The organism is Microbacterium sp. 4-7, from assembly GCF_014332665.1.
Classification (GTDB): Bacteria; Actinomycetota; Actinomycetes; order Actinomycetales; family Microbacteriaceae; genus Microbacterium.
Genome location: NZ_MCRH01000009.1, coordinates 15447 through 41291 on the forward strand (window position 1 = coordinate 15447; position 25845 = coordinate 41291).

The window sequence follows — 25845 nt, forward strand, 5'->3', positions numbered from 1 at the left end:
TGCGTGCAGGCGCCGGGTGCACCTTGCGGATGATTGTGACAGTCAATGGTGGTTTCGTCTACCTTTAGACGACGAGTTGATCTACTCTGAGGGCGAAGCCGGTCGGCCGATCGCTTCACCGCACGAGAACGGAGCGTCAGATGTCGGGCAACCTGAGCATCGAACAGCTGGATGCCGGCATCGCCGCCGGTGAGATCGACACGGTGATCGTGGCCTTCGCGGATGCGCAGGGGCGACTGGTCGGCAAACGCGTGTCGGCGCGGCTGTTCCAGGAGGACATCCTGGCTCACGGGGCCGAGGCCTGCGACTACCTGCTGTCGGTCGACGTCGACATGAACACCGTCGACGGCTATGCGATGTCGGGGTGGGACCGCGGCTACGGAGACATGGTGCTGAAGCCCGACGTCGAGACCCTGCGCAACATCCCGTGGCTCGAGGGCACCGCGCTGGTCATGTCCGATCTCGTGTGGCAGAACGGCGAACCCGTCGGGCCCTCGCCCCGGGCGATCCTCGATCGCCAGCGCGACCGCCTCGCCGAGCGGGGCTGGACCGCGTACTCGGGCACCGAGCTCGAGTTCATCGTCTTCGACAACACCTACCGCGACGCCTGGGCGCGCAAGTACGACGGGCTGACACCCGCGACCGACTACAACGTCGACTACAACCTGCTCGCCTCGACCCGCATGGAGCCGCTGCTGCGTGACATCCGCAACAGCATGGACGGCGCGGGCCTGTACTGCGAGGGCGTGAAGGGCGAGTGCAACTTCGGTCAGCAGGAGATCGCGTTCCGGTATGCGGAGGTGCGGGAGACCGCCGACCAGCACGCGATCTACAAGAACGGCGCGAAGGAGATCGCCGAGCAGCACGGCAAGGCGCTCACGTTCATGGCCAAGTTCAACGAGCGGGAGGGCAACAGCTGTCACATCCACCTGTCGCTGCGCGACGAGTCGGGTGCCCCGGTCATGGCAGGCGACGGAGAGCACGGCTTCAGTCCCGTCATGGAGCACTGGATCGCCGGCATCCTCGCCACTCTGCGCGAATTCACCCTGCTGCTCGCGCCGAACATCAACTCGTACAAGCGTTTCGCGAAGGGCAGCTTCGCGCCGACCGGTGTGGCATGGGGCATCGACAACCGCACGTGCGCTCTGCGGGTAGTCGGCTATGGATCGGGGCTGCGGGTCGAGAACCGGGTGCCCGGCGGAGATGTGAACCCGTACCTCGCGATCTCGGCGATCATTGCGGGCGGTCTGCACGGCATCGAGAACGAACTGCCGCTGCCCGAGCGCTTCACCGGCAACGCCTACGAGGATGCGGTCGACCACCTGCCGACCACCCTGCGCGAGGCGGCGAAGCTGTTCAGCGAATCGACCATCGCGCGGGCGGCGTTCGGCGACGACGTGGTCGAGCACTATCTGAACCAGGCCCGCATCGAGGTGGAAGCCTACGACGCGGCCGTCACCGACTGGGAGCGCATCCGTGGCTTCGAGCGCCTCTGACCCCGCGCCGCTGATCGGCGTCACGACCTATCTCGAGCGCGCGCAGCAGGGGGTGTGGGATGTCAGGGCCGCGTTCCTGCCGGAGCAGTACCTCACAAGCGTGACCTCCTCCGGCGGCATCGCCCTTCTTCTTCCACCACAGGATCCGGATGCTGCAGATGCGGCGATCTCGGGGATGGACGGGCTCGTGCTCTCGGGGGGCGCGGACGTCGCCCCCGAGCTGTACGGCGAGGACCGGCATCCGCTCACCGACCCCGCGAGGGTCGACCGCGACGCGTGGGAGCTCGCGCTCTTCCAGGCGGCCGAGCGTCGTGGCATCCCGGTGCTCGCCATCTGCCGCGGTCTGCAGCTCGTCAACGTCGCCCGCGGCGGAACCCTGCAGCAGCACCTGCCCGAGTCGCTCGGCACCGAGAAGTACCGCATCGGCGGCGGTGTCTTCGCCGAGAACGACGTCGCGGTGTCGACCGACACCCCTCTCGCCGACATCATCGGCGAGACCGAGATGCGGGTGCACAGCTACCACCACCAGGGGGTCGACCGTCTCGGCGAGGGGCTCGTCGCCGCCGCGCATTCGGACGACGGTCTCGTGCAGGCCTTCGTCGACACGTCAGCCGGCCACATCGTCGGCGTCCAGTGGCACCCCGAGGAGAACGCCGAGGATCGGCGGCTCTTCACCGATCTCGTCTCACAAGCCCGTGCGTTCGCCGCAGGGCGGAAGGAGGACGCCCGATGAGCGCGTTCACAGTCATCAACCCGTCGACCGGCGCGGCGATCCGCGAGGTCGCGCGCGCCGACATCGGAGAGACGGATGCCGCGATCGCCCGCGCGGTCGCAGCGCAGCGACGGTGGGCGGCTCTCGCCCCGGTCGATCGAGCCGATGCACTGCGGTCCTTCGCTCGTGCGGTCGAGGCCGCCACGGAGGAGCTCGCACAGCTCGAGGTGCGGAACTCCGGGCATCCGATCGGCTCGGCCCGCTGGGAGGCCGGACACGTCGCTCAGGTGCTCAACTACTACTCGGCCGACCCCGAGCGGCTGTCGGGCCGTCAGATCCCGGTGGCGGGCGGACTCGACGTCACCTTCCACGACCCCTACGGCGTGGTCGGAGTCATCGTGCCGTGGAACTTCCCGATGACGATCGCGGCGTGGGCGTTCGCGCCGGCGCTCGCCGCAGGTAACGCCGTCGTCCTGAAGCCCGCCGAGCTCACGCCGTTGACAGCCATCCGACTCGGCGAGCTCGCCCTCGAGGCGGGCCTTCCCGAAGGGCTGTTCGAGGTGGTCACCGGGTCGGGATCCGTGGTGGGGCAGCGTCTCGTCGAGCACCCCGACGTCCGCAAGGTCGTGTTCACCGGGTCGACCGAGGTCGGCATCGAGGTCGCCGCCGGATGCGCACGCGCGCTCAAGCCCGTGACGCTCGAGCTCGGCGGCAAGAGCGCCAACATCGTCTTCGCCGACGCCGACCTCGAGAAGGCCGTCGCCGCGGTGCCCGGCTCGGTGTTCGACAACGCGGGCCAGGACTGCTGCGCCCGCAGCCGGCTGCTCGTGCAGCGATCGGTGTACGACCGGTTCCTCGAGATGCTCGAACCCGCGGTCAGGGCGTGGCGTGTGGGCGACCCGTCGAGTGCCGACACCGACATGGGGCCGCTCATCTCGGCCGCGCATCGCGACACCGTGTCGGGGTTCCTCGACGACGCGAACGTCGCGTTCCGCGGCAGCGCTCCGAGCGGCGACGGATTCTGGTTCGCGCCCGCCGTGGTGCTCGCCGACCCGTCCGACCGGATCGCCCAGCAGGAGGTGTTCGGCCCGGTCGTCGCGGTGATGCCGTTCGAGGATGAGGCCGATGCGATCCGCCTGGCGAACGACACCGCCTACGGTCTCGCCGGGTCGATCTGGACCGAGAGCCTCGGACGGGCCGTGCGCGTCTCGCGCGGCGTGCAGAGCGGCGTGCTCTCGGTGAACTCGCACTCGTCGGTGCGCTACGCGACGCCGTTCGGCGGCATGAAGGCATCCGGACTCGGGCGCGAGCTCGGTCCCGACGCCGCAGAGCACTTCACCGAGACCAAGAACGTCTTCTTCGCGACAGACGAATCCTGACCAGCGACACCCGGCCCGACCATCCCCACCTGCAACGGAGAGCACACATGACCATCGATCTGACCCAGCGCCTCAAGGACCGCGTCGCGATCATCACCGGAGGGGCGAGCGGGATCGGCTTCGCCACCGCTCAGCGCTTCGCGGCCGAAGGCGCGTTCGTCGTCATCGCCGACGTCGACCCCGCCACGGGCGAGAAGGCGGCGGCCGAGGTGGGCGGTGCGTTCCGTCCCGTCGACGTGGCCGACGAGACCATGGTGAACACGCTCTTCGACGGCGTCGCCGCGGAGTTCGGCCGTATCGACATCGCCTTCAACAACGCCGGCATCTCGCCCGCCGACGACGACTCGATCGAGACGACCGAGCTGCCGGCCTGGGATCGCGTGCAGGACGTGAACCTGAAGAGCGTGTACCTGTGCAGCCGTGCGGCACTGCGCCACATGGTGCCGGCGGGTCGCGGATCGATCATCAACACCGCGTCGTTCGTCGCCCTGCTGGGGTCGGCGACCTCGCAGATCAGCTACACCGCGTCGAAGGGCGGCGTGCTGGCGATGTCGCGCGAGCTCGGCGTGCAGTTCGCGCGACAGGGCGTGCGGGTGAACGCGCTGTGCCCCGGGCCGGTGAACACGCCGCTGCTGCAGGAGCTGTTCGCCAAGGATCCCGAGCGCGCGCAGCGACGACTCGTGCACGTGCCGATGGGGCGCTTCGCCGAGCCGTCCGAGCTGGCCGCCGCTGTGGCCTTCCTCGCCTCGGACGACTCATCGTTCATCACCGCCAGCGCCTTCGTGGTCGACGGCGGCATCACGAACGCCTACGTCACCCCGCTGTGAAGCGGGACCATGTCACTGTGACAAGGTGAAAGCATGAGCGAGCACCCTTCCGACGGCGATCTCGTCGAGGTGCGCCGGGCGGTCTACCGGCCGCTTCGCCGAGGCAACGCCCTCGAGGATGCGGTGGCTCGCCTCGTGCAGACCATCCGCCTCGGCGTCGTCGCCCCGGGGGAGTCGCTGCCGCCGGAACGAGAGCTCGCCGCCTCGTTCGGCGTCAGTCGCGACACCGTGCGCGAGGCGATCCGCGAACTCGCCGACACCGGATACCTGGTGCCCAAGCGGGGGCGGTACGGCGGCACGTTCATCGCCGATCCGCTGCCCCAGCCCTCGGATGCCGGGGAGGTCACGGCGGACGAGATCGACGATGTGCTGGGGCTGCGGCGGGTGCTCGAGACGGGAGCAGTGCGGGCTGCGGCGAGCCGGGCGCTGGATGCCGCGACCCGCGCCGACCTGTGGGCGCGACATGAGGCCGCGCTGCCCGCCGGGCCCGAGGAGTATCGGCGTCTCGACACGCTGCTGCACCTCGCGATCGCGGAGGCGGCCGGCATCCCCTCGCTCGTCGCGCTGGTCGCCGAGAACCGGGCCGACGTCAATGCGTGGCTCGACACGTTCCCGCTGATGCCGCGCAACATCCAGCACTCGGGTGAGCAGCATGAGCAGATCGTGACGGCGATCCTCGCCGGGCGGCCCGACGTCGCCGAGGCGGCGATGCGCGATCACCTCGCCGGTTCCGAAGCGCTGCTGCGCGGATTCCTGATCTGAACCCGCGCAGCAGCGGCTGCGCCTCACGGCACTGTCAGCTCGTGGCTGCCTCGTCGGCCACTGCGAGAGCCTCGTCGAGCACGGCCAGACCGCGCACGAGATCGTCCTCGCCGATCACGAGCGGCGGTGCCACGTGCATGCGGTTGAAGTGCGTGAACGGCCAGACACCCGCCTTCTTGGCGGCGGCGGCGAAGGCGGCGACGGGCGCGGCATCCGCTCCGCTCGCGTTGAACGGCACGAGCGGCTCACGCGTCTCCTTGTCGCGAACCAGCTCGACGGCCCAGAAGAGCCCGCGGCCGCGTACCTCTCCGACGCTCGGGTGGGTGTCGACCCAGCGGCGCAGGGTCGGCTCGACGATGCGCTCGCCGAGGTCGCGCACCCGCTCGAGGATGCCGTCGCGGCGGAACACCTCGAAGGTCGCGACGCCCGCGGCGCACGCGAGCGGATGCCCGGAGTATGTGAGCCCTCCCGCGAACGGCGTGGTGTCGAAGGCCTTCGCGATGCGCGCGGAGATGACGACGCCGCCGAGCGGCACGTACCCGGAGTTCACGCCTTTCGCGAAGGTGATCAGGTCGGGACGCCCGTCGTACGCGTCGATGCCGAACCACTCGCCGAGGCGGCCGAAGCCGACCATGACCTCGTCCGCGATGTAGATGATGCCGTAGCGGTCGCACAGCTCGCGCACGCCTTGCAGGTAGCCGGGCGGCGGCACGAGCACGCCGTTCGTGCCGACGACGGTCTCGATGATGATCGCCGCGATCGTCGAGGGTCCTTCGAGCTGGATGGTCTGCTCGAGGTGGGCGAGGGCGCGCTCGGACTCCTGCTCCGGCGTCTCGGCGTGGAACGGCGAGCGGTAGAGGTAGGGCCCGAAGAAGCGCACGGCTCCGGAATCCGGTGTGCCGTTCGCCCACCGGCGAGGGTCACCCGTCAGCGAGATCGCCGTGGAGGTCGACCCGTGATAGCTGCGGTACATCGACAGCACCTTGTGGCGGCCCGTCGACTGGCGCGCCATGCGCACGGCGTACTCGTTGGCCTCGGCGCCGCCGTTGGTGAAGAAGACCTTCTCGAAGCCCTCGGGCGCGACCTCGACGATGAGTCGGGCGAGCTCGCCCCGCACGTCGTTGGCCATCGCCGGCTGGATGGTCGAGAGGCGACCCGCCTGCTGCTGGATCGCGGCCACGAGGTCGGGATGCTGGTGCCCCAGGTTGAGGTTCACCAGCTGGCTCGAGAAGTCGAGGTAGGCGTTGCCGGCGTAGTCCCAGAACGTCGAGCCCTCACCCGCGGCGACGGGCAGCGGATCGATGAGTCCCTGGGCGCTCCAGGAGTGGAAGACGTGGCCGCGGTCGTCCGCCCGCACCTGCGCCTCGGCCTCGGGGGCGGGGAGCGGATGCGATGCGCCGTGGCGATCGATGAAGTTCGTCATGTCTCGTGTCTCGGTTCTCAGTGTCTGCTCGGGGGCTCAGTGGTTGCTCGGGAAGCCCAGGTCGATCTGCGAGGGCGTGTGGTCGGGCCAGCGCGTCGTGACCACCTTCGACCGAGTGTAGAAGTGCACCGACTCGGGTCCGTAGATGTGCGAGTCGCCGAAGAGCGAGTCCTTCCAGCCGCCGAACGAGTAGGCGCCGATCGGCACGGGGATCGGCACGTTGACGCCGACCATGCCGACCTCGATGTCGAACTCGTACTGACGGGCGGTGCCGCCGTCGCGGGTGAAGATCGCGGTGCCGTTGCCGTACGCGTTCGCGTTGACGAGCTCGACGGCCTCGGCATAGGTCTCGACGCGCACGACCGAGAGCACCGGGCCGAAGATCTCGTCGTCGTACACCTTCATGCCGGGAGCGACCCGATCGATGAGGCTGACCCCGATGAAGAAGCCGTCGGAGTCGAACTCCTTCGTCGTGCCGTCGACCACGACGGTCGCACCCTCCGCGGTGGCGCCGGTCACGTAGGAGGCGACGCGGTCGCGGTGCTCGCGGGTGATGAGCGGGCCCATCTCGCTCGCGGCATCCGTGCCCGCGCCGATGGTGAGTCCGTCGATGCGCGAGGCGATCGCTGTGACCAGGTCGTCGGCGATGTCTCCCACCGCGACCAGCACCGAGACGGCCATGCAGCGTTCGCCGGCCGAGCCGTACGCGGCCGAGACCGCCGCGTCGGCCGCGGCGTCGATGTCGGCATCCGGCATCACGACCATGTGGTTCTTCGCGCCGCCCAGAGCCTGCACGCGCTTGCCCGCGTTCGCCGCCCGCTGGTAGATGGAGCGGGCGATCGGGGTCGATCCGACGAAGCTGATAGCGTTCACCCGCGGCGACTCGAGCAGCGCGTCGACGGCCTCCTTGTCGCCGTTCACGACATTGAGCACGCCGTCGGGCAATCCTGCCTCCTGGAAGAGCTTCGCGATCCAGATGGCCGCCGACGGGTCCTTCTCGCTCGGCTTGAGCACGACCGTGTTGCCGCAGGCGATCGCCGAAGCGACCATCCACAGCGGCACCATGACGGGGAAGTTGAACGGCGTGATCGCCGCGACGACCCCGACGGGCTGCTTGACCGAGTGCACGTCGACGCCGCGCGAGACCTGCTCGCTGCGCTCTCCCTTGAGCAGGTGCACGAGGCCGGCGGCGAACTCGACGTTCTCGATGCCGCGCGAGACCTCGCCGGCGGCATCCGAGAGCACCTTGCCGTGCTCCGAGGTGACGATCGCCGCGAGCTCGGGCGTGCGCTCCTTGAGCAGCTGACGCAGGCGGAAGAAGACGTCGGCGCGCTTGATGAGGCTCGTCTCGCGCCAGGCGGGCAGAGCGGATGCCGCGGCGGCGATGGCCTGGTCGACCTCGGCGGTCGACGCGAAGGCGACCTGCTTCGACACCTGACCGGTGGCCGGGTCGAAGACCTGTCCCGTGCGCGCCGCGTCGGCGGTCTCTGCTCCATTGATGAGGTGACGGACGATGTCCACGGGACTCCTTCGTGCTGCGTGATCCGTATCGAACACTCTGACCGAGCAGCGATACGCTGGGTTCTCTCCCATGATCACAGAGCACGAGAGGGTGAACAGGTGTCAGAACGTAGCGACATCGAGCTGGGTCGGACAGAACGTCCGGATGGCAGCACGTTTCTCAGCGTCTCCGACGTGCTCTCCGAGCCCGCCGTGCAGCAGGGCGGCCCGTCCGTGCTCGTCGGCGGCGCCGCTCTCGATGTCGCCGTGCGGTGGGTGCATGTCTCCGACAGCCCGGACGTCGCGCGGCTTCTCGACGGCGGCGAGTTGCTGCTGACCACCGGCGCCGGGTGGCCGAGCGACGTCGAGCAGCTGCGGGACTTCGCGACCAGCCTGCACCGCGCGGGCATCGCCGGCATCGTGTTCGAGCTCGGCACAGCCCGTGAGGCGGTGCCCCAGCCGCTGGTCGACCTGTGCGCGACGGTCGGACTGGCGCTCATCGCGTTGACCCGCGAGGTCAAGTTCGTCGCGGTGACCGAGGCGGTGCATCACGCCCTCATCGCCGCGCAGACGCACGCGCTGCACGAGCGTCAGCACCTGCACGAGCTCTTCACCGCGCTGAGCCTGCAGGGCGCGCCAGCCGATGTCGTGGTGTCCGAGACCGCGCGGGCGCTGCGCGCACCGGTGATCCTGGAGAACCTCGCAGGTGAGGTGATCGCGGCCGAGGGGCTCGACTCTCCGATCGCCGACGTCCTGAGCTCGCGTGGCGACGCCGAGCGGGTGCCGGTGCAGGCGCGGGGAGTGCGCTGGGGCACGCTGCTCGCCCAGCCGGGACCGGCTCACCCCGCCGGGCGGGTCACGGTGCTCGAACAGGGGGCGACGGCCCTCGCGTTCGGCTGCATCGCCGACGGCGGCGACACCGAATGGTCGCTGCTCGCGCAGCGCACGGTGATCGATGACCTGCTGGGGGCGCGCTTCGCGAAGGCCGACGACATCGACGCGCGGCTGCGTGCCGGCGGTTTCGCCCTCGCCGACCGGCAGTGCCACGGGATCGTCGCCCGAGGGTCGGCGTCGATCAGCGAGCTCGCGTATCGCGCACGGCAGGCGGGGTTCGCCGTCATGGCGGCCAGGGTCGAGGGCGACGACGTCGCTCTGCTGTCACTTCCGGCATCCGCAGTGCTGTCCGACGTGGTCGTGCTGCGCATCGCCGGTCCCGACCGCGCGGTGTTCGTCGGCCCGGTCGCCGATGACGTCGTCGGACTGCTCGGCTCGCTGCGCGCCGCGCGCGATCTCGCCGACAGCGACCGCGCCGAGGCGGGGGCCAGAGTGCGGCGGGTCGACGATCGCCCGCTCGAGAGGCTCGTCGCCACGCTGCGCGACGATCACCGACTGCACGAGCACAGCGAGCGGATGCTGGCGCCGCTGATCCGTCACGACCGCGAGCGTCGCGGCGACCTGCTCGCCGTGCTCGCGGCTCTCGTCGCACACCCGGGCAACCGCTCGGCGGCGGCCGCCGCGAGTCACCTGTCGCGGTCGGTGTTCTATCAGCGCCTCACGCTGATCGGCGATCTGCTCGGTGCCGACCTCGACGACGGCGAGACGATCGCGGCGCTCCACCTCGCGCTCCTCGCGAGGCGGCGCACCGCGGTGACCGACTGAGTCAGAGCACCGACTGGGCGTCGGTGAGCACGCTCCGCAGGATCTGCTCGATCTGACGGAACTCCGCGGGTCCCACCGTCAGCGGCGGTGCGAGCTGGATCACGGGGTCGCCGCGGTCGTCGGCGCGGCAGTAGAGCCCGGCCTCGAACAGGGCGGGGGAGAGGAAGCCGCGCAGCAGGCGCTCGGACTCGTCGTCGTCGAAGGTCTCCCGCGTCGCCTTGTCCTTCACAAGCTCGATGCCGAAGAAGTAGCCGTCTCCGCGCACATCGCCCACGATCGGGATGTCGAGGAGCTTCTCGAGCTCGGCGCGGAACAGGGGCGAGTTCTCGCGCACGTGCTCGTTGAGCCCCTCCTCGTCGAAGATCGCGAGGTTCTCGAGGGCCACGGCCGCCGAGACCGGATGCCCGCCGAACGTGTAGCCGTGCGGGAACGACACGTCGTCCTTCGAGAACGGCTCGTAGATCCGGTCGCTGATGACGGTCGCGCCGATGGGCGAGTAGCCGCTCGTCATGCCCTTGGCGCACGTGATCATGTCGGGCACGTAGCCGAGGCCCGTGCACGCGAAGGTGTGGCCCAGGCGACCGAACGCGCAGATGACCTCGTCCGACACGAGCAGCACGTCGTGGCGGTCGCAGATCTCGCGCACCCTGGCGAAGTATCCGGGAGGAGGCGGGAAGCATCCGCCCGAGTTCTGCACCGGCTCGAGGAAGACCGCGGCGACCGTGTCGGCGCCCTCGAACAGGATCATCTCCTCGATGCGGTCGGCGGCCCAGCGGCCGAAGGCCTCGAGGTCGTCGCTCGGGCCGCCCATCTCGGCCGCGCGGTAGAAGTTGGTGTTCGGCACGCGGAACCCACCCGGGGTGACGGGCTCGAACATGGACTTCATCGCCGGGATGCCGGTGATGGCCAGTGCGCCCTGAGGGGTGCCGTGATAGGCGACCGATCGCGAGATGACCTTGTGCTTGGTGGGCTTGCCCATCAGCTTCCAGTAGTGCTTCGCGAGCTTGAACGCGGTCTCGACCGCCTCGCCGCCGCCCGTCGAGAAGAACACCCGGTTCAGATCGCCGGGCGCCTCGGCCGCGAGTCGATCGGCGAGCTCGATGGCCGCCGGGTGCGCATACGACCACAGCGGGAAGAACGACAGCTCGGAAGCCTGCTTCGCCGCGGCCTCGGCGAGCCGACGGCGGCCGTGGCCGGCGTTGACGACGAAGAGTCCGGCGAGGCCGTCGAAGTACTCCTTGCCCTTCGAGTCCCAGATGCGGTGACCGTCGCCCTTGACGATGATCGGGACGCCGCTCTTCTCCATCGTGGACTGCCGTGTGAAGTGCATCCACAGGTGGTCCTTGGCCATGGTCTGGAGTTCGGACTCGGACGGTGTCGGGCGTTGCGTGCTCATCTGGTCCCCCAGTTGTAGAGCTGCTTCTGCAGCTTGGCGTAGATGAAGGTCTCGGTCGACAGGACCCCGTCGATCGGGCGGATGTGATCGTTGATGAGGGCGAGGAGGTCCTCGTCGTCCTCGCAGACGACCTCGGCGAGGATGTCGAACGAGCCCACGGTGATGACGACGTAGTCGATGGCGGCGATCTCGGCGATGGCCTCGGCCACGACCCTCGTGTCGCCCGAGACGCGGACGCCGATCATGGCCTGCCGGGGGAAGCCGAGCTGCATCGGATCGGTCACTGCGACGATCTGCATCACGCCGGACTCGGTGAGCCGCTGCACGCGTTGGCGGACGGCGGCTTCGCTGAGTCCCACCTCTCGCCCGATGTCGGAGTACGAGCGTCGCCCGTCCTCCTGCAGCAGTTCGATGATCGTCTTCGCGACATCGTCCAGTGGGGGGTGCTTCTTCGAGGACGCCATGATGCGATCCTCGCACCGCAGCGGCCGGTCTTCAACTGATTCCGCAGAATCGGCAGAGCCTCAGGGGTGAAACCGCAGAATATCGCGCTTATGCCTCGAGGGGTCCGAGCCAGGCGCTCGCCGCAGTGGAATGCGCCGATTCGGGATCGGAGGGATGGAATGCGCCCGCGAGGACGTCCCGGTAGAGACGCGACAGTTCGTTCGACGAGAAGTACGAGCCGCCGCCGGCGACGAGCATCGCCTGATCGACGACGTGCTTCGACATCGTGATCGCCCGGTGCTTGACGCCCGACAGCAGCGTGAACCACCGAGCGCCGTTGTCGACCCTCTCATCGACATCGCGGGCGAGCACCGCGATCTGCGGCGGGAGCGCGTCGTACGCGAGGCCCATGTCGGCGATGCGCCAGCGGATGTCGGGATCCTGGCTGTACGTCGCACCCGTCTTCTTCGAACGGCGCATCTGCGCGGTGAGCACCGCGAGGTCGAGGGCACGGCGTGCGATGCCCGTGTAGACGGAGGCGAGCAGGATCTCGAAGACGGAGAAGATCCCGAAGACGATGGGGTCGGGGTTCGGGCCCGGATCGATGCGACGCACCACGTGCGCGGCATCCGCCACGGCTCCGTCGAGACGCGTCGTGCGGCTCTGAGTGCCCCGCATGCCGAGGGTGTCCCAGTCGTCGCCCGTGACGACCGCGTCGGTGCGGTCGACGAAGGCGAAGACCAGCTTCGGAGCGTCGGCGCTCGTCGTGTCGAGGCCGTGCAGCCCGAGCCTCGTCCATACGGGCGCGAGCGAGGTGAAGATCTTCGTGCCGGTGAACGCGTAGCCTCCGTCGGCGGTGGGCGCGGCCTCGGTGTCGCTCCCGAACAGCACCAGGTCGTTGCCGCCCTCGCTGATTCCGAAGGCGAAGACCTCGCCCGCGACCGCGCCGTCCTGCACGAACTCGAGACCCGGCACGCCGCGGTCGGAGAAGACCTTCGCGACGCCGGTCCACACCAGGTGCATGTTGATCGCGAGCGCCGTGGCGGGAGCGGCGGTCGCGAGACGCTGCTGCAGGATCGCCGCCTCGGCGAGGCCGAGCCCCGCGCCCCCGCGTTCGGCGGGCACGAGGATCGACAGATATCCCGCGTCGCGGAGCTCATCGAGGTCCTGCTCGGGGAACGTGTTCTCGCGGTCGTGGATCGGCGCCCGCTCGCGGATGCGCTCGAGAAGGTCGTCGGGAAGGTACGCGGTCGGATCGAAGGTGCTCACGCGAGTGCCTCTCTCAGCTGTCGGACGGTCTCTTCGGGCTTGTCGCGGTGCAGCGAGTGCCCGGCGCCCTCGACGACCGACATCGTGACGAGGGGGTTGGAGGCGAGGACGCCGGCCGCGACCTCGCCGGTGAAGATGCTGTAGACCGCGGGATCCGAGGCGATCACATGGGTGGGAACGGTCAGCCGGGCGGCATCCGCAGTGACGTCCCACGGAGTGTTCTGCGCACTCGTCTGCTCGACCGCCCAGGCGCTCGCGCGGTGCACCGCGTCGACCTTCAGCTCCCAGTCCTGCGGGTGCCAGTGCGGATGCTCCTGCTGCACCAGCTCCACCCTGTTGTCGGCGAAGGCGCGCTCCTGGCTCCTGCGGACGATCGCGGCATCCCGGCCGCCGACGAGGATCGCCGGATCGAGCAGCACGAGTCGGCGCGTCCACTCGGGAGCGGATGCCGCCGCCGCCGTGCTGGAGGCCCCGCCGAGCGAGTGGCCGACGACGGCATCCCAGGGTCCCCCTCCGTCGGGCGTCGTGGTGGCGAGGTCTGCCGCGTAGGCGGCGACCGAGTAGTCGAGGGCGCGCGGGGCATCGCCGTGGCCACGCAGATCGACGGCGGTCGCATGCCATCCGGCGTCGGCGAGGTCGGTGCCGACGCGCCACATGAGAGCCGCGGACGAGCCGAGCCCGTGCACGAGGAGAACGCGACGATCGGATGCCGGGTCGCCCCAGGAGATGCGGGGCAGCGTGAGCGGTGCGGGCATGCAGCAAGCCTACGACCGGCTCGCGGCGGTGAGGCCTGCGGAGCTCAGTCGAGGGGCGGCAGGTCGCCGTGCGTCGTCAGCACGCGGGCCGCTGCGGTGTGGCCCGCGGACAGCCGTGCCGACAGATCTGCGCCGTCGAGGGTCGCGGCGAGGAACCCGGCCGCGAACGCGTCTCCGGCGCCGACCGGCTCGACGACCTCGACACGGGGAGCGGGCACGAACACCGGCTCGTCGTCGCCGAGGAACGCGGTCGCCCCGACGTCGCCGTCCTTGACGATGAGCAGCCCGCAGTGCGGCAGACGGGTGCGGATCTCGGCGGCGGTCGCGGTGCCCCAGATGCGCTCGGCCTCGTCGCGTCCGACGAAGGCGATGTCGGCGGCGTCCGCGAGGCGGGCGAGAGTGTCGGCGGCATCCTGCATCGTCCACAGTGCGCGGCGATCATTGACGTCGAAGGACACGAGGGCGCCGGCGGCGCGAGCGTCGACGAACAGCTGATCGACCATCGCGCGGCAGGACGGCGAGAGCGCCGGGGTGATGCCCGTGGTGTGCACGATGCGGACGCCGGCGAGCTGGGCGGCGTCGAGGAACCCCGGTGCCATCAGCGAGGCGGCCGAACCGCGCCGGTAGTAGTAGACCGACGACGACTCCACGCCGGGGTCCTTGAACATGACGCCGGTGGGAGCATCCGCATCCGTCGTCACCCAGAGGTCGACGCCGCGCCGCTCGAGCTCGGTCGAGATGCGCACGCCGATCGGGTCGTCACCGAGGCGTGAGGCCCACGCGGCGCGGTGCCCTGCCGACACGAGCCCGACCGCGACGTTGCCCTCGGCTCCCGCCAGACCGAGCGCAGCCGTCTCGGTCTCGGCGAGCGGGGCGCCGAGAGCGGTGACGAGTCCCATGGACTCGCCGATGCAGACCACCTCGGGGGCGGCGGATGCGGGGGAGGGGGCAGAGCTCATGAAGGGGTGACCGCCAGAGGTTCGGTGTCGGGGTGGGGACTCGCGTCGCGATGGCGCAGGTCGGGGAAGGAGCGGACGAAGACGATCGAGACGACGAGGCCGGCTGCGGCGAACAGCGTCGCGGCGAGGTAGGCGCCTCGCGGATCCGTCGCGTCGACCAGGAAGCCGGCGACCGCCGAGCCCGCCGCGGCACCGATGAGCTGTCCCGTGCCCGCCCAGCCGAACGCCTCGGCGGTCTCGCTGAACTTCACGCTCGCGGTCGTGATGGCGAACAGCACGGCGAGGGCCGGCGCGATGCCGATGCCGGCGAGGACCAGCGTGCCGCCGAGCCAGAACACGTTGAGGGAGAACATGGTGAGCGCCAGGCCGACGGTGACGATCGCGAGACGGCGGGCCATCGCCCAGGGGCCGATGGGGATGTGTCCGAACGCGAGTCCGCCGGCGAGGCTGCCGACCGAGAAGACGGCGAGCACGAGGCCGGCGGCGAGGCTGCCGTGCTCGAACGTGGCGACGACGCCGACCTCGACGGCGGAGCAGGCGCCGATGAGGAGGAACCCGATGACGGTGGCGAGCAGCACGGGCGGCTTGAGGACGACCTTGCCGAGGGCGTTGCGGCTGCGGGGGATGCGCACGCGACCGACCTCGGGCGAGAGGATGAACCACGCCCCGCCGCCCACCAGCACGACGGCGACGAGCAGGAGACCCTCGGCGGTGCCGACCTGGGTCGAGACGAGGGTGATCACGACGGGCGCGATGACCCAGATGATCTCCTGCAGCGAGGCATCGAGGGAGAACAGCGGAGTGAGCTGCTTCGAGTTCACGAGCTTCGGATAGATGGTGCGCACGGCGGCCTGCACCGGCGGGGTCGAGAGACCGGCGATCATGCCCAGGATCATGTAGCCGGGGATGCTGAGGGGGAGGAGCGCGAGCCCCAGCACGGCGACGACGCAGACGCTGAGCGTCAGGGTGAGCACGCGGCGCATGCCCCAGGCGCCCATCCACCGACTCGTGATCGGGCCGGCGACGGCCTGCCCGACGCTCGTCGCGGCCAGCACGAGGCCCGCCGAGCCGTATGACCCGGTCTGCTGCTCGACGTGCAGCAGGATCGCGAGCGAGGTCATCCCGTTGGGGAAGCGAGCGGTCAGCTGTGCAGCGATCATGCGCGCCACTCCGGGCGTGCGAAGAAGGTCCCGATATCCCGCCACGGGTCAACGCTACCGGGAGGCGCGGACGCGGGTCCAAGCGGCTCCTCCGCGACACGCCGCGACACGCCCAAACCGAGTTTCCACAGAAAATCCGATGTCCGAGGTCGGCCGTATCGTCCCCCCTGTGGATGGATCTCTCACAGGTCGTTCCCAGCCGCGATTTCTCGCGGTTCGGAGGCACTGTCAAGGGGGCTGTGCCTGTGGAAGAAACGGTGGAGAACCTGTGTTGTAACAGTGGAGAGCGGTGGAAAACTACACGTATGTAACTACTACCCCTAGTGGTCACCCTGAATGTCCGTACCTATATGTAGTATTGAGATCCCGGTGAGGGTCTACCGGAAAACAGCCTGATTCAGATGCAGGCCAGAGATGTGAGGGGAAGCGAAAAGATGTCGATCACGGTCTACACGAAGCCGTCCTGCGTTCAGTGCAACGCCACCTACCGCGCGCTCGACGCCAAGGGCATCGAGTACGAGATCCTCGACCTGTCGGAGGACGCCACGGCGCTCGAGCAGGTCAAGGCGCTCGGCTACATGCAGGCACCCGTCGTCGTCACCGACGAGGGTCACTGGTCGGGCTTCCGCCCCGACAAGATCGACGAGCTCGCCTCGCGTCTGGCGTGATCCGCCATGAGCGCCGTCGCGACCGCCGCGCCGCTCCTGGTCTACTTCTCGAGCGCCTCGGGTAACACCGCGCGCTTCGTCGAGAAGCTCGGGCTCCCGGCCCGACGCATTCCCCTTCTCCGACAGCAGGAAGAACTCGTCGTCGACGAGCCCTTCGTGCTGGTCACCCCCACCTATGGCGGGGGTGAGGGGCGCGGCGTCGAACGAGGCGCGGTGCCCAAGCAGGTCATCCGGTTCCTCAACGACGAGCGCAACCGGCGTCACATCCGCGGAGTCATCTCGGCGGGCAACACCAACTTCGGCGACTCGTTCTGTCTCGCCGGTGACATCATCAGCCGCAAGTGCAACGTGCCTCACTTGTATCGGCTCGAGATCTTCGGCACACAAGACGATGTAGATCGCGTGAGCGACGGATTGGAGCGACGGTGGGTACCGCAGTTGACGAGCAGGCAGGAGCCGACTCAGTGACGGATACGGTGGCGTTCAAGATGAACCCGACCTACGAGGGCCTGGACTATCACGCCCTCAACGCGATGCTGAACCTGTACGACGCGAACGGCAAGATCCAGTTCGACGCCGACAAGCGGGCGGCGCGCGAGTACTTCCTGCAGCACGTCAACCAGAACACGGTGTTCTTCCACTCGCTCAAGGAGCGCCTCGACTACCTCGTCGAGAAGGAGTACTACGAGCCGGCCGTGATCGAGCAGTACTCGCTCGAGTTCATCCAGAAGCTCAATGACCTCGCCTACGGCAAGAAGTTCCGCTTCGAGACGTTCCTCGGCGCCTTCAAGTACTACACGAGCTACACGCTCAAGACGTTCGACGGCAAGCGCTACCTCGAGCGCTTCGAGGACCGCGTCGTGATGACGGCCCTCGGCCTCGCCGGCGGCGACGAGCAGCTCGCCGTCGCACTGGTCGAGGAGATCATCTCCGGCCGCTTCCAGCCCGCGACCCCGACCTTCCTCAACTCGGGCAAGGCCCAGCGCGGCGAGCTCGTCAGCTGCTTCCTGCTGCGCATCGAGGACAACATGGAGTCGATCGCCCGCGGCATCAACTCCGCCCTCCAGCTCTCCAAGCGCGGCGGCGGAGTGGCGCTCCTGCTCTCGAACATCCGTGAGGCCGGTGCGCCGATCAAGCAGATCGAGAACCAGTCCTCGGGCATCATCCCCGTGATGAAGCTCCTCGAAGACAGCTTCAGCTACGCCAACCAGCTCGGTGCGCGTCAGGGTGCGGGTGCGGTGTACCTCAACGCACACCACCCCGACATCATGCGCTTCCTCGACACCAAGCGTGAGAACGCCGACGAGAAGATCCGCATCAAGACGCTGTCGCTCGGCGTCGTCGTGCCCGACATCACGTTCGAGCTGGCGAAGAACGGCGAGGACATGTACCTCTTCTCGCCGTACGACGTCGAGAAGGTCTACGGCGTCCCCTTCGGCGACATCTCGGTCACCGAGAAGTACCGCGAGATGGTCGACGACCCGCGCATCAAGAAGACGAAGATCAACGCGCGCGAGTTCTTCCAGACGATCGCCGAGATCCAGTTCGAGTCGGGCTACCCGTACATCATGTTCGAGGACACGGTGAACAAGGCCAACCCGATCAAGGGCCGCATCAACATGTCCAACCTCTGCAGCGAGATCCTGCAGGTGAACACGCCGACCACGTACAACGACGACCTGTCGTACGACCAGATCGGCAAGGACATCTCCTGCAACCTCGGCTCGATGAACATCGCGCTGTCGATGGATGCCGATGACCTGGGCCAGACGGTCGAGACCGCGATCCGTGCGCTGAGCGCGGTGAGCGACCAGAGCCACATCCGCTCGGTCCGCTCGATCGAGGACGGCAACGACCGTTCGCACGCGATCGGCCTCGGCCAGATGAACCTGCACGGCTACCTCGCCCGCGAGCACGTGCACTACGGCTCCGAAGAGGGCATCGACTTCACGAACATCTACTTCTACACGGTGCTGTTCCACGCGCTGCGCGCCTCGAACAACATCGCGATCGAGCGCAAGCAGGCCTTCGACGGCTTCGAGGACTCGACCTACGCGTCGGGGGAGTTCTTCGACAAGTACATCGAGCGCGCCTGGGTTCCCGAGACCGAGAAGGTCAAGGAGCTCTTCGCGGGCAAGCACATCCCGACGCAGGAGGACTGGGTGGCGCTGAAGGCGTCGATCCAGGAGCACGGCATCTACAACCAGAACCTGCAGGCGGTGCCCCCGACCGGCTCGATCTCGTACATCAACAACTCGACGTCGTCGATCCACCCGATCGCGTCGAAGATCGAGATCCGCAAGGAAGGCAAGCTCGGCCGCGTCTACTACCCGGCGCCGTTCATGACGAACGACAACCTGGAGTACTACCAGGACGCGTACGAGATCGGCTACGAGAAGGTCATCGACACCTACGCCGCCGCCACCCAGCACGTCGACCAGGGCCTGTCGCTGACGCTGTTCTTCAAGGACACCGCCACGACGCGTGACATCAACAAGGCTCAGATCTACGCATGGCGCAAGGGCATCAAGACGATCTACTACATCCGTCTGCGTCAGATGGCGCTCGAGGGCACCGACATGGCCGAGTGCGTCTCGTGCATGCTCTGATCCGGCCCTGAACACGAGAAACGACGAAGAATCATGACTCCTCACCCCCCGCTCAAGCTGGTCGACAGCGTTCAGGCGATCAACTGGAACCGCATCCAGGACGACAAGGACCTCGAGGTCTGGAACCGCCTGGTGAACAACTTCTGGCTGCCTGAGAAGGTGCCGCTGTCGAACGACGTCCAGTCGTGGAACACGCTCACGCCCGATGAGCAGCTGCTCACCATGCGCGTGTTCACCGGTCTGACGCTGCTCGACACGATCCAGGGCACCGTCGGCGCCGTCTCGCTGATCCCCGACGCGATCACGCCTCACGAAGAGGCCGTGTACACGAACATCGCGTTCATGGAGTCGGTGCACGCGAAGAGCTACTCCTCGATCTTCTCGACGCTCGCGTCGACGAAGGAGATCGATGAGGCGTTCCGCTGGTCCACCGAGAACCCGAACCTTCAGAAGAAGGCTCAGATCATCATGGACTACTACCAGGGCGACGACCCGCTCAAGCGCAAGGTCGCCTCGACGCTGCTCGAGTCGTTCCTGTTCTACTCGGGCTTCTACCTGCCGATCTACTGGTCGTCGAAGGCGAAGCTCACGAACACGGCCGACCTGATCCGCCTCATCATCCGTGACGAGGCCGTGCACGGGTACTACATCGGCTACAAGTTCCAGAAGGGTCTCGAGAAGGAGACCGAGGAGCGCCGCCAGGAGCTGAAGGACTACACCTTCAACCTGCTGTTCGAGCTCTACGACAACGAGGTGCAGTACACGCAGGACCTCTACGACGGCGTCGGCCTGACCGAGGACGTCAAGAAGTTCCTGCACTACAACGCCAACAAGGCGCTGATGAACCTCGGCTACGAAGCGATGTTCCCCTCGACCGTCACGAACGTGAACCCGGCGATCCTGTCGGCTCTCTCGCCGAACGCCGACGAGAACCACGACTTCTTCTCGGGATCGGGATCGTCGTACGTCATCGGCAAGGCCGAGGCGACGGAAGACGACGACTGGGACTTCTGAGTCACCTGCTGAACGACACGAAGGGGGCGGATGCTGCGGCATCCGCCCCCTTCGTCGTGCTCCGCTCCGCGGATCACCCGACGAGTGGCCCACCTCGACGCCAGTAGCCGAGGAAGGAGACCCGTTCCTTCGGAATGCCGAGGCCGGAGGTCAGATACCGGCGAATACCGGTGGTCATGCCGGACTCACCCGCGATCCATGCGTAGAAGGCGGTGTCCTCGCGGGCCGACGCACCGTGGGTGGCGCCCCAGGCGTGCACCGCCCGTTCGATCGCCGTCGAATCCGGGGCGTCGCGCAGCACGCGATGCACGCGCGCGGTGTCGGGGGCAGCCGGCGAGATGAGATCATCGGCGGGGTGACCGCATTCGAGGATGACCTCGGCGCGCGCGTCCGGCCCGAGGGAGTCGAGGATGCCGCGCACAGCCGGGAATGCCGTCTCGTCGGCGATGATCAAGAACCGCCCCGCATCGCCGGGATGCCAGTGCAGTCCGTACCCGGTCCACCCCATTCGCGCGTCGGGACCGTTGACGACGAGCCGGTCGCCCGGGGTCGCCGCGGCCGCCCATGCAGAGGCGGGCCCGGCGGGCTCGTGGAGGAAGAAGTCGATGTCGATCTCGCGGTCCTCGGCTCTGATCGCGGCGGGGGTGTAGGTGCGCAGCACGTTGCGTTCGTCTTCAGGGAGGGCGCGCCACCGTGTGTACCAGTCGGAGGGATGCGGTGTCGGCTCGTCGAGCAGTCCGAAGTCGGCGATGCCTCCGTCGGCCAGCGGCAGGACGACCTTGATGCGCTGATCCATGCCCCAGTCGGCGAAGTTCCGCAGACTCTCACCGCCCAGGGTCAGCCTGACGAAATGCGGGCTGAGCATCACGCGTGCGCGAACCTCCACCGGGAAAGCGCTGTAGGCCCATGGGCGCTCGGCGGTCACGACCGCACTCCCGCAGGAGCCGAGCCGCGCAGCGGCACCACCAGCGGTCCTCCGGTGACGGGATCATCGATCACGACGTTCGCCAGGCCGAACACCTGCTGCACTCGTTCGCTCGTGATGACCTCGCGGGGTGGGCCTTGAGCGACGATGCGGCCCTCGCGCATCGCGATGATGTGGCTCGCGTAGCGTGCGGCGTGATTGAGGTCGTGCAGAACGGCGACGAGTGTGCGTCCCTGCGTATTGAGATGCGCGAGCAGCTCCATGAGATCCACCTGGTGGGCCACGTCGAGGAAAGTGGTCGGCTCGTCGAGCAGCAGCAGATCCGTCTCCTGCGCGAGCACCATCGCCACCCAGACGCGCTGGCGCTGCCCACCGGACAGAGCATCGACGGGGCGTGACGCGAGATCTGCTGTTCCTGTCGCGTCGAGAGCGTGCCGCACAGCACTCTCATCGGCATCCGACCATTGGCGCATCAGACTCTGATGCGGGTAACGTCCGCGGGCGACCAGATCGGCCACGGTGATGCCGTCCGGCGCTGTCGCACTTTGAGGAAGCAGCCCCAGCCGGCGGGCCACCTCCTTCGCCGGGTACTCGCTGATCGACCGGCCGTCGAGCACGACGCGCCCGCTCGAGGGAGGCAGCAGGCGCGACAGGCCGCGCAGCAGCGTGGACTTGCCGCACGCGTTCGGCCCGATGATCACCGTGAAGCCTCCTGCGGGCACAGCCACGGAGAGTTCGCGGACGATCTCGGTGCGGTCGTATGTGAGCGTGATGCTCTCGGCTCTGAGGCGCGAGGCGGCGCTGGGGTCGGGCGAGGTCGAGTTCTCAAGCACGGCGGCGGATCTCCAGGATGATCATCAGGACGAGGTAGGCGCCGCCGACCGACACGGTCACGACGCCGACAGGCAGAGCAGTGGGCAGCATGTGCTGGGCGATGAGGTCGGCACCGAGCAGGAGGAGTCCTCCGAACAGCGCCGACAGCATCAGCGAGAGGTGCGGGGTGCGGGCCACAATGCGCGCGATCTGCGGTGCAGCGAGCGCGACGAACGCCACGGGGCCGGCGACGGTCGTCGCGGCGGCGACGAGTGCGACACCGATGAGCAGCGCCACGACCCGGATCCGCCCCGGCCGGGCCCCTGTGGCTGCGGCCATGTCGTCGCCCAGCTCGAGCTGACGCATGCGCGGCACGAGGAGAAGCGCTGCGACGGCGAACGGCAGGGCGCACAGCAGCGCGCCCGCGAGCGGGCCTGCGGTGACGCCGTTCAGTGATCCAGTGCCCCAGGCAGACGCGAACATCGCGGTCTCGAGCTCGATCTGCAGGAGCAGCCAGGTGTTGAGAGAGGCGAGGATCGCCGAGACTCCGATGCCCACGACGATGAGGCGGAAGCCGTGCACACCGCCTCGTGCCGACAACAGCCAGATCACCACGGCTGTCGCGAACCCGCCGATGAGAGACCCGGCGGTGAGCACGGGCCAGCTCCCCGAGACCAGCACCAGCGCGATCAGCATGCCCGTGAACGCGCCGTTGGACAGGCCGAGGATGTCGGGGCTCGCGAGCGGATTCCTCGTGACGGTCTGGAAGAGCGCGCCGGCGATGCCGAGGAGCGCACCGACGGTGATCGCCGCGATCGCGCGTGGCAGGCGCCAGTCGATCACGACCGTGCGGTGCAGGGCGTCGCCCCCGCCGAGCAGCGTCTGCACGACCTCCTGGGGAGTGAGGGGATAGCTCCCCAGCCCCAGCGCCAGGATGCCCAGAACGATCAGAGTGGCCGCTGCAGCGACGCCGACGAGGATGCTGCGCCGGCGAACCGGCATCCGCAGCGGCCCCAGGTGCAGGATCATCCTGGAACGGGTGGCGTCCGTGAGCGCCGAGGCGATCGACGCGCTCACAGGGCGCTCACCTGGCGTCGTCGCGCCAGCGCGATCAGCACCGGCGCTCCGACGAATGCCGCGACGATTCCGACAGGCACTTCCGCCGGGGCGATGATGACCCGGCCGAGGACGTCGGCGAGAAGCAGGATCACCGGTGCCAGCACGGCGGAGAGCGGCAGGATCACTCGCTGGTCGACGCCGAACGTCCAGCGGATCACGTGCGGCACCATCAGCCCGATGAACGAGATCGGGCCGGCGAGGGCGGTCGCTGCGCCCGCGAGAAGTGTGACGGCGATGATGACCCCGACGCGGATGCCTGCGACGTTCGCGCCCTGTGCCCGAGCGACGTCTTCGCCGAGGCCGATGGCGTTCAGGCCGGGACCGAGCAGCACTGCGAGTGCGACTCCGACAGCGACGAACGGGAGGACGGGAATGATGACGTCGAAACCACGTCCGAGCAGCGTTCCGGCGTTCCAGCTGCGCATCGAGTCGAAGGCTTCCGGATCGCTGAGGGAGATGCCCGTCGTGATGCCGGAGAGCACGGCTCCGAGTGCGACCCCGGCGAGCGTGAGGCGGAGCGGGTCAGCGGAGCCGCGTCCCGCCGAGCCGATCAGGTAGACGGCCACCGTGACGATGAGGGCGCCGAAGAAGGCGAACCAGACGAACTGCGAGACGTGGCGCAGGCCGAGCAGGCTCACGCCGAGGGCGACCGCGAGCGCGGCGCCGGCGTTCACGCCGAGGATGCCCGGGTCGGCGAGCGGATTACGGGTGAAGGCCTGGATGAGAGCGCCGGCCACACCCAGCGCCGCGCCGGCGACGATCCCCGTGACGGTGCGAGGTATGCGCAACTCGAACAGGACGTAGTCCGTCTCCGGAGTGCCCCCGCCGCGCAGCGTCGTCCAGACAGCCTCGGGGGACAGGGGATTGGCGCCGATCGCAAGGGAGAGGACGACAGCGACTGCGAGTGCAGCGAGAAGGACGATCGCACCGACGACCGCACGACGGCCGCGTCGGGGGATCCGCGCGTGCGGAGCCCCCGACGTCTCGACCTCGAAGAGAGTCGTCACCGGCTCTCTTCGAGGTACGCCTCGATGTCATCGAGCACGGCCTGTGCGCCCTTCGGCCCGACTCCTGAGACCCAGTAGCTCGTGTCGACAGGGGTGACCGAGGGGAAGGCTGCGGCGTTCTGCGTGATCGCGGTGGGGATCTCCGAGGCCTCGTCGACGTCGGTCACGGTGACGAACACATGGTCCGCTGCCGCCGAGACGATGTTCTCGGGTGAGATGTCTGCCTGCAGCCCATCGGCCCACTCCTGCGCGGGGATCGTGAACCCGGCGCACTCGAGGAGGCTGCCCGAGAACGACACCGGTCCGTAGAGGCTCAGGGTCGTCTCGTCGCGGGGGCGGATCAGCTGCACGCTCTCGCCGTCAATCGCATACTCGCCGGCCAGCGACTCGCACCGGTCGTCGACGGCCGAGAGCAGATCAGCGACCTCGGCCTCGCGGCCCAGCGCTTCGCCGATGAGCATGGCGTTGTCTCGCCACGGGTCGGCCTGGGTCTCGATGAACACGGTCGGGGCGATCGCCGAGAGCTGCTCGTAGAGCTCGGAGTGCCGGGCCTCGGTTCCGAGGATCAGATCGGGCTCGAGCGCGGCGATGGCCTCGAGGTCGGGTTCGGGAACAGTGCCCACGGGCTCGACGTCGTCGGCGCCGAGGTATGCCGGTGCTCCTGCGACGTTGCTCGCGACCGCAGCGCCGACCGGCTCGATGCCGACCGCGACGGCGGTGTCGAGCTCGAGCGGTTCGAGGGTCACCACGCGCTGCGGCTCGTCGGGGACCGCGGTGGTGCCGCGGGCATGCTCGACGTCGTGGGTGCCGGCGGATTCCCCCGCCGCATCGGTGACGGCGGTCGGCTCAGCGGCGCAGCCGGCGAGCAGAAGCAGTGCGCATCCTGAGGCGGCCAAGGCCGTGACGGCGCGAAGACGGAGGCTGGAGGGCATGGTGAATGACCTTTCGGGACCGGGGAGGGGAACGACACCGATCAGATCGATGTTGGTTAGGCAACCCTAACAGTTTGGTCACTCGTGCCGTGCACCATGACGCCCCACCGTTCCGAGCAAGGGGTGAAAACAGGGGGTGAATTCGGCTCATTCGGGCGGGGGTGATCTCCCCGATCGGTCCGATCGCTGCGGTGCCGATGGTCTGCGCCGCCATCGCGCTCGATCTGGTCCTGCCGCTCCAGCGGGGAACGACAGCGAGCGCACGCCGCATCCTCCTTGCCGCTGCGGTCGCCGGCGTCGTGCTGTTCCTCGTCGCCTTGCCGGTGTTCTCCCCCGAGCACTTGGTGCCCGGCGTGCTGACGGCGACGTTCGGCGCGCGCCTCGTCGGCGAACTGGCGGTGGCGGCAGGCGTGATCGGAGTGCGGCGGTTGCTCGTGCGGGCCGGGACGATTCGCTGAACGCCCTGTCAGACGGCGCACGAAGGGGGCGGATGCTGCGGCATCCGCCCCCTTCGTCGTTCCCGCGCGCTCAGGCCGGGGTGTCGTTCGGGTCCAGCGTGCGCAGGGTGTCCTGCTCGACCTCATTGTCGGCCGTCAGCTGGTCTTCGGTGTTCTCGTCGCCGCCGATGGCCGCGTCGCGGTCGGGGCTGGCGTCGCCCTGGATGGCGCCGCGGGGTGATTCGCCGTGCGAGCTGTCGCCCTGGATGGCGCCGCCCTGGGCAGCGCCCTGCGCGTTCTCGTCGTCGGCGTCGCCCTGGATGGCACCGCGCGGCGAGTCGCCGTGCGAGCTGTCGCCCTGGATCGCGCCGCCCTGAGTGGAGCCCTGGGCGTTTCCGTCGAGCTCGTCGGGCTGACGCCCGGCGTCCGCCGTCGACTGGCCGTCAGGAGCGGTGTTGTGCTCGGGGATCACGTCGGGGGAGCCTTCTGCGGGCTGCTCGGGGTGCGGGGTGCGTCCTGTGTTCTGGTCCATGACGTGACGGTACGTCCACCCCGCCTGCGCGTGGAGGGCATTGACAAA

Annotated in this window: 25 protein-coding genes; 11 read left to right on the forward strand and 14 right to left on the reverse strand. The window is 68.6% G+C overall.

The window, feature by feature from the left end:
* Positions 1-140 precede the first annotated feature (140 nt).
* Genes BEP68_RS17415 through BEP68_RS17435 form a run of 5 tightly spaced genes read left to right on the forward strand, consistent with a single transcriptional unit; the run spans position 141 to position 5176 of the window.
* Positions 141-1496, forward strand: a complete 1356-nt coding sequence (locus tag BEP68_RS17415; protein ID WP_187250719.1) for a glutamine synthetase family protein — start codon at positions 141-143, stop codon at positions 1494-1496.
* Positions 1477-2229 carry a gamma-glutamyl-gamma-aminobutyrate hydrolase family protein gene (locus tag BEP68_RS17420; RefSeq protein WP_187250720.1) on the forward strand — a complete coding sequence of 251 codons (753 nt, stop codon included), beginning with the start codon at positions 1477-1479 and terminating at the stop codon, positions 2227-2229. Before BEP68_RS17415 ends, BEP68_RS17420 begins: the two co-directional genes overlap by 20 nt.
* The gene (locus tag BEP68_RS17425) at positions 2226-3587 is read left to right on the forward strand and encodes an aldehyde dehydrogenase family protein (protein ID WP_187250721.1); all 1362 of its coding nucleotides are present in this window, start codon (positions 2226-2228) and stop codon (positions 3585-3587) included. The genes BEP68_RS17420 and BEP68_RS17425 overlap by 4 nt, the downstream gene beginning before the upstream one ends.
* Before the next feature lie 47 nt (positions 3588-3634).
* A complete protein-coding gene (locus tag BEP68_RS17430) occupies positions 3635-4414 on the forward strand; it encodes a 3-oxoacyl-ACP reductase (RefSeq protein WP_053097800.1) in 780 nt (259 codons plus the stop codon).
* Positions 4415-4447: 33 nt separating this feature from the next.
* Positions 4448-5176 (forward strand): FadR/GntR family transcriptional regulator, encoded by a 729-nt coding sequence (locus BEP68_RS17435; RefSeq protein ID WP_053097799.1) that lies wholly within the window; start codon positions 4448-4450, stop codon positions 5174-5176.
* Positions 5177-5210: 34 nt separating this feature from the next.
* Here the strand turns inward: BEP68_RS17435 and BEP68_RS17440 are convergent, their stop codons facing one another.
* Together BEP68_RS17440 and BEP68_RS17445 are read right to left on the reverse strand one after the other, a co-directional pair.
* Positions 5211-6599 (reverse strand): aspartate aminotransferase family protein, encoded by a 1389-nt coding sequence (locus BEP68_RS17440; protein ID WP_187250722.1) that lies wholly within the window; start codon positions 6597-6599, stop codon positions 5211-5213.
* 36 nt (positions 6600-6635) lie between these two features.
* The gene (locus tag BEP68_RS17445; RefSeq protein WP_072591932.1) at positions 6636-8120 is read right to left on the reverse strand and encodes a CoA-acylating methylmalonate-semialdehyde dehydrogenase; all 1485 of its coding nucleotides are present in this window, start codon (positions 8118-8120) and stop codon (positions 6636-6638) included.
* A 99-nt stretch (positions 8121-8219) separates the two neighbouring features.
* On the opposite strand from BEP68_RS17445, the gene BEP68_RS17450 reads away from it, so the two are divergent.
* Entirely contained in the window at positions 8220-9758 is a 1539-nt protein-coding gene (locus BEP68_RS17450) for a PucR family transcriptional regulator ligand-binding domain-containing protein (protein ID WP_315985329.1), read from the forward strand.
* Between the two features lies 1 nt (position 9759).
* On the opposite strand, the gene BEP68_RS17455 is transcribed toward BEP68_RS17450, so the two are convergent.
* The 6 genes from BEP68_RS17455 to BEP68_RS17480 form a co-directional block, all read right to left on the reverse strand.
* The gene (locus tag BEP68_RS17455; RefSeq protein WP_187250723.1) at positions 9760-11154 is read right to left on the reverse strand and encodes an aspartate aminotransferase family protein; all 1395 of its coding nucleotides are present in this window, start codon (positions 11152-11154) and stop codon (positions 9760-9762) included.
* Positions 11151-11618 (reverse strand): Lrp/AsnC family transcriptional regulator, encoded by a 468-nt coding sequence (locus BEP68_RS17460; RefSeq protein WP_053097793.1) that lies wholly within the window; start codon positions 11616-11618, stop codon positions 11151-11153. The genes BEP68_RS17455 and BEP68_RS17460 overlap by 4 nt, the downstream gene beginning before the upstream one ends.
* 88 nt (positions 11619-11706) lie before the next feature.
* Positions 11707-12867: an acyl-CoA dehydrogenase family protein gene (locus BEP68_RS17465; protein ID WP_053097792.1), complete on the reverse strand. Its 1161-nt coding sequence runs from the start codon at positions 12865-12867 to the stop codon at positions 11707-11709.
* The gene (locus BEP68_RS17470) at positions 12864-13622 is read right to left on the reverse strand and encodes an alpha/beta fold hydrolase (protein WP_187250724.1); all 759 of its coding nucleotides are present in this window, start codon (positions 13620-13622) and stop codon (positions 12864-12866) included. The genes BEP68_RS17465 and BEP68_RS17470 overlap by 4 nt, the downstream gene beginning before the upstream one ends.
* Positions 13623-13666: 44 nt before the next feature.
* Positions 13667-14581 (reverse strand): sugar kinase, encoded by a 915-nt coding sequence (locus tag BEP68_RS17475; protein WP_072591928.1) that lies wholly within the window; start codon positions 14579-14581, stop codon positions 13667-13669.
* Positions 14578-15786 carry an MFS transporter gene (locus tag BEP68_RS17480; RefSeq protein ID WP_187250725.1) on the reverse strand — a complete coding sequence of 403 codons (1209 nt, stop codon included), beginning with the start codon at positions 15784-15786 and terminating at the stop codon, positions 14578-14580. The genes BEP68_RS17475 and BEP68_RS17480 overlap by 4 nt, the downstream gene beginning before the upstream one ends.
* 389 nt (positions 15787-16175) lie before the next feature.
* On the opposite strand from BEP68_RS17480, the gene nrdH reads away from it, so the two are divergent.
* From nrdH to nrdF, 4 genes are read left to right on the forward strand one after another with little or no spacing between them, the layout of a single operon-like run.
* Positions 16176-16409 carry a glutaredoxin-like protein NrdH gene (gene nrdH, locus BEP68_RS17485; RefSeq protein ID WP_042537838.1) on the forward strand — a complete coding sequence of 78 codons (234 nt, stop codon included), beginning with the start codon at positions 16176-16178 and terminating at the stop codon, positions 16407-16409.
* Positions 16410-16415: 6 nt separating this feature from the next.
* Complete coding sequence (gene nrdI / locus BEP68_RS17490; RefSeq protein WP_053097788.1) at positions 16416-16877, forward strand: class Ib ribonucleoside-diphosphate reductase assembly flavoprotein NrdI; 462 nt, start codon at positions 16416-16418, stop codon at positions 16875-16877.
* Positions 16878-16897: 20 nt separating this feature from the next.
* Positions 16898-19018, forward strand: a complete 2121-nt coding sequence (gene nrdE, locus BEP68_RS17495; RefSeq protein WP_053099256.1) for a class 1b ribonucleoside-diphosphate reductase subunit alpha — start codon at positions 16898-16900, stop codon at positions 19016-19018.
* A gap of 33 nt (positions 19019-19051) precedes the next feature.
* Positions 19052-20032 carry a class 1b ribonucleoside-diphosphate reductase subunit beta gene (gene nrdF, locus BEP68_RS17500; protein ID WP_056279164.1) on the forward strand — a complete coding sequence of 327 codons (981 nt, stop codon included), beginning with the start codon at positions 19052-19054 and terminating at the stop codon, positions 20030-20032.
* A gap of 73 nt (positions 20033-20105) precedes the next feature.
* On the opposite strand, the gene BEP68_RS17505 is transcribed toward nrdF, so the two are convergent.
* From BEP68_RS17505 to BEP68_RS17525, 5 genes are read right to left on the reverse strand one after another with little or no spacing between them, the layout of a single operon-like run.
* A complete protein-coding gene (locus tag BEP68_RS17505) occupies positions 20106-20957 on the reverse strand; it encodes a siderophore-interacting protein (protein WP_315985330.1) in 852 nt (283 codons plus the stop codon).
* A complete protein-coding gene (locus BEP68_RS17510) occupies positions 20954-21790 on the reverse strand; it encodes an ABC transporter ATP-binding protein (RefSeq protein ID WP_053097784.1) in 837 nt (278 codons plus the stop codon). The genes BEP68_RS17505 and BEP68_RS17510 overlap by 4 nt, the downstream gene beginning before the upstream one ends.
* On the reverse strand, positions 21783-22847 hold the full coding sequence (locus BEP68_RS17515) for a FecCD family ABC transporter permease (protein ID WP_315985331.1): 1065 nt from the start codon (positions 22845-22847) through the stop codon (positions 21783-21785). Before BEP68_RS17515 ends, BEP68_RS17510 begins: the two co-directional genes overlap by 8 nt.
* Positions 22844-23896 (reverse strand): FecCD family ABC transporter permease, encoded by a 1053-nt coding sequence (locus BEP68_RS17520; protein ID WP_187250726.1) that lies wholly within the window; start codon positions 23894-23896, stop codon positions 22844-22846. The genes BEP68_RS17515 and BEP68_RS17520 overlap by 4 nt, the downstream gene beginning before the upstream one ends.
* Entirely contained in the window at positions 23893-24828 is a 936-nt protein-coding gene (locus BEP68_RS17525; protein ID WP_072591924.1) for an iron-siderophore ABC transporter substrate-binding protein, read from the reverse strand. Before BEP68_RS17525 ends, BEP68_RS17520 begins: the two co-directional genes overlap by 4 nt.
* Positions 24829-24989: 161 nt before the next feature.
* Between BEP68_RS17525 and BEP68_RS17530 the strand changes: the two genes are divergently transcribed.
* Positions 24990-25286 carry a hypothetical protein gene (locus tag BEP68_RS17530; protein ID WP_187250727.1) on the forward strand — a complete coding sequence of 99 codons (297 nt, stop codon included), beginning with the start codon at positions 24990-24992 and terminating at the stop codon, positions 25284-25286.
* 70 nt (positions 25287-25356) lie between these two features.
* On the opposite strand, the gene BEP68_RS17535 is transcribed toward BEP68_RS17530, so the two are convergent.
* Positions 25357-25797: a hypothetical protein gene (locus BEP68_RS17535; RefSeq protein WP_187250799.1), complete on the reverse strand. Its 441-nt coding sequence runs from the start codon at positions 25795-25797 to the stop codon at positions 25357-25359.
* Between the last annotated feature and the right edge of the window lie 48 nt (positions 25798-25845).

Bases quoted from the DNA above. Each gene is read 5' to 3' on its own strand.
- BEP68_RS17415 (WP_187250719.1), top strand. From the start codon at position 141: ATGTCGGGCAACCTGAGCATCGAACAGCTGGATGCCGGCATCGCCGCC.
- BEP68_RS17425 (WP_187250721.1), top strand. From the start codon at position 2,226: ATGAGCGCGTTCACAGTCATCAACCCGTCGACCGGCGCGGCGATCCGC.
- BEP68_RS17430 (WP_053097800.1), top strand. From the start codon at position 3,635: ATGACCATCGATCTGACCCAGCGCCTCAAGGACCGCGTCGCGATCATC.
- BEP68_RS17435 (WP_053097799.1), top strand. From the start codon at position 4,448: ATGAGCGAGCACCCTTCCGACGGCGATCTCGTCGAGGTGCGCCGGGCG.
- BEP68_RS17440 (WP_187250722.1), bottom strand. From the start codon at position 6,599: ATGACGAACTTCATCGATCGCCACGGCGCATCGCATCCGCTCCCCGCC.
- BEP68_RS17455 (WP_187250723.1), bottom strand. From the start codon at position 11,154: ATGAGCACGCAACGCCCGACACCGTCCGAGTCCGAACTCCAGACCATG.
- BEP68_RS17460 (WP_053097793.1), bottom strand. From the start codon at position 11,618: ATGGCGTCCTCGAAGAAGCACCCCCCACTGGACGATGTCGCGAAGACG.
- BEP68_RS17470 (WP_187250724.1), bottom strand. From the start codon at position 13,622: ATGCCCGCACCGCTCACGCTGCCCCGCATCTCCTGGGGCGACCCGGCA.
- BEP68_RS17475 (WP_072591928.1), bottom strand. From the start codon at position 14,581: ATGAGCTCTGCCCCCTCCCCCGCATCCGCCGCCCCCGAGGTGGTCTGC.
- nrdH (WP_042537838.1), top strand. From the start codon at position 16,176: ATGTCGATCACGGTCTACACGAAGCCGTCCTGCGTTCAGTGCAACGCC.
- nrdI (WP_053097788.1), top strand. From the start codon at position 16,416: ATGAGCGCCGTCGCGACCGCCGCGCCGCTCCTGGTCTACTTCTCGAGC.
- nrdE (WP_053099256.1), top strand. From the start codon at position 16,898: ATGAACCCGACCTACGAGGGCCTGGACTATCACGCCCTCAACGCGATG.
- nrdF (WP_056279164.1), top strand. From the start codon at position 19,052: ATGACTCCTCACCCCCCGCTCAAGCTGGTCGACAGCGTTCAGGCGATC.
- BEP68_RS17525 (WP_072591924.1), bottom strand. From the start codon at position 24,828: ATGCCCTCCAGCCTCCGTCTTCGCGCCGTCACGGCCTTGGCCGCCTCA.
- BEP68_RS17535 (WP_187250799.1), bottom strand. From the start codon at position 25,797: ATGGACCAGAACACAGGACGCACCCCGCACCCCGAGCAGCCCGCAGAA.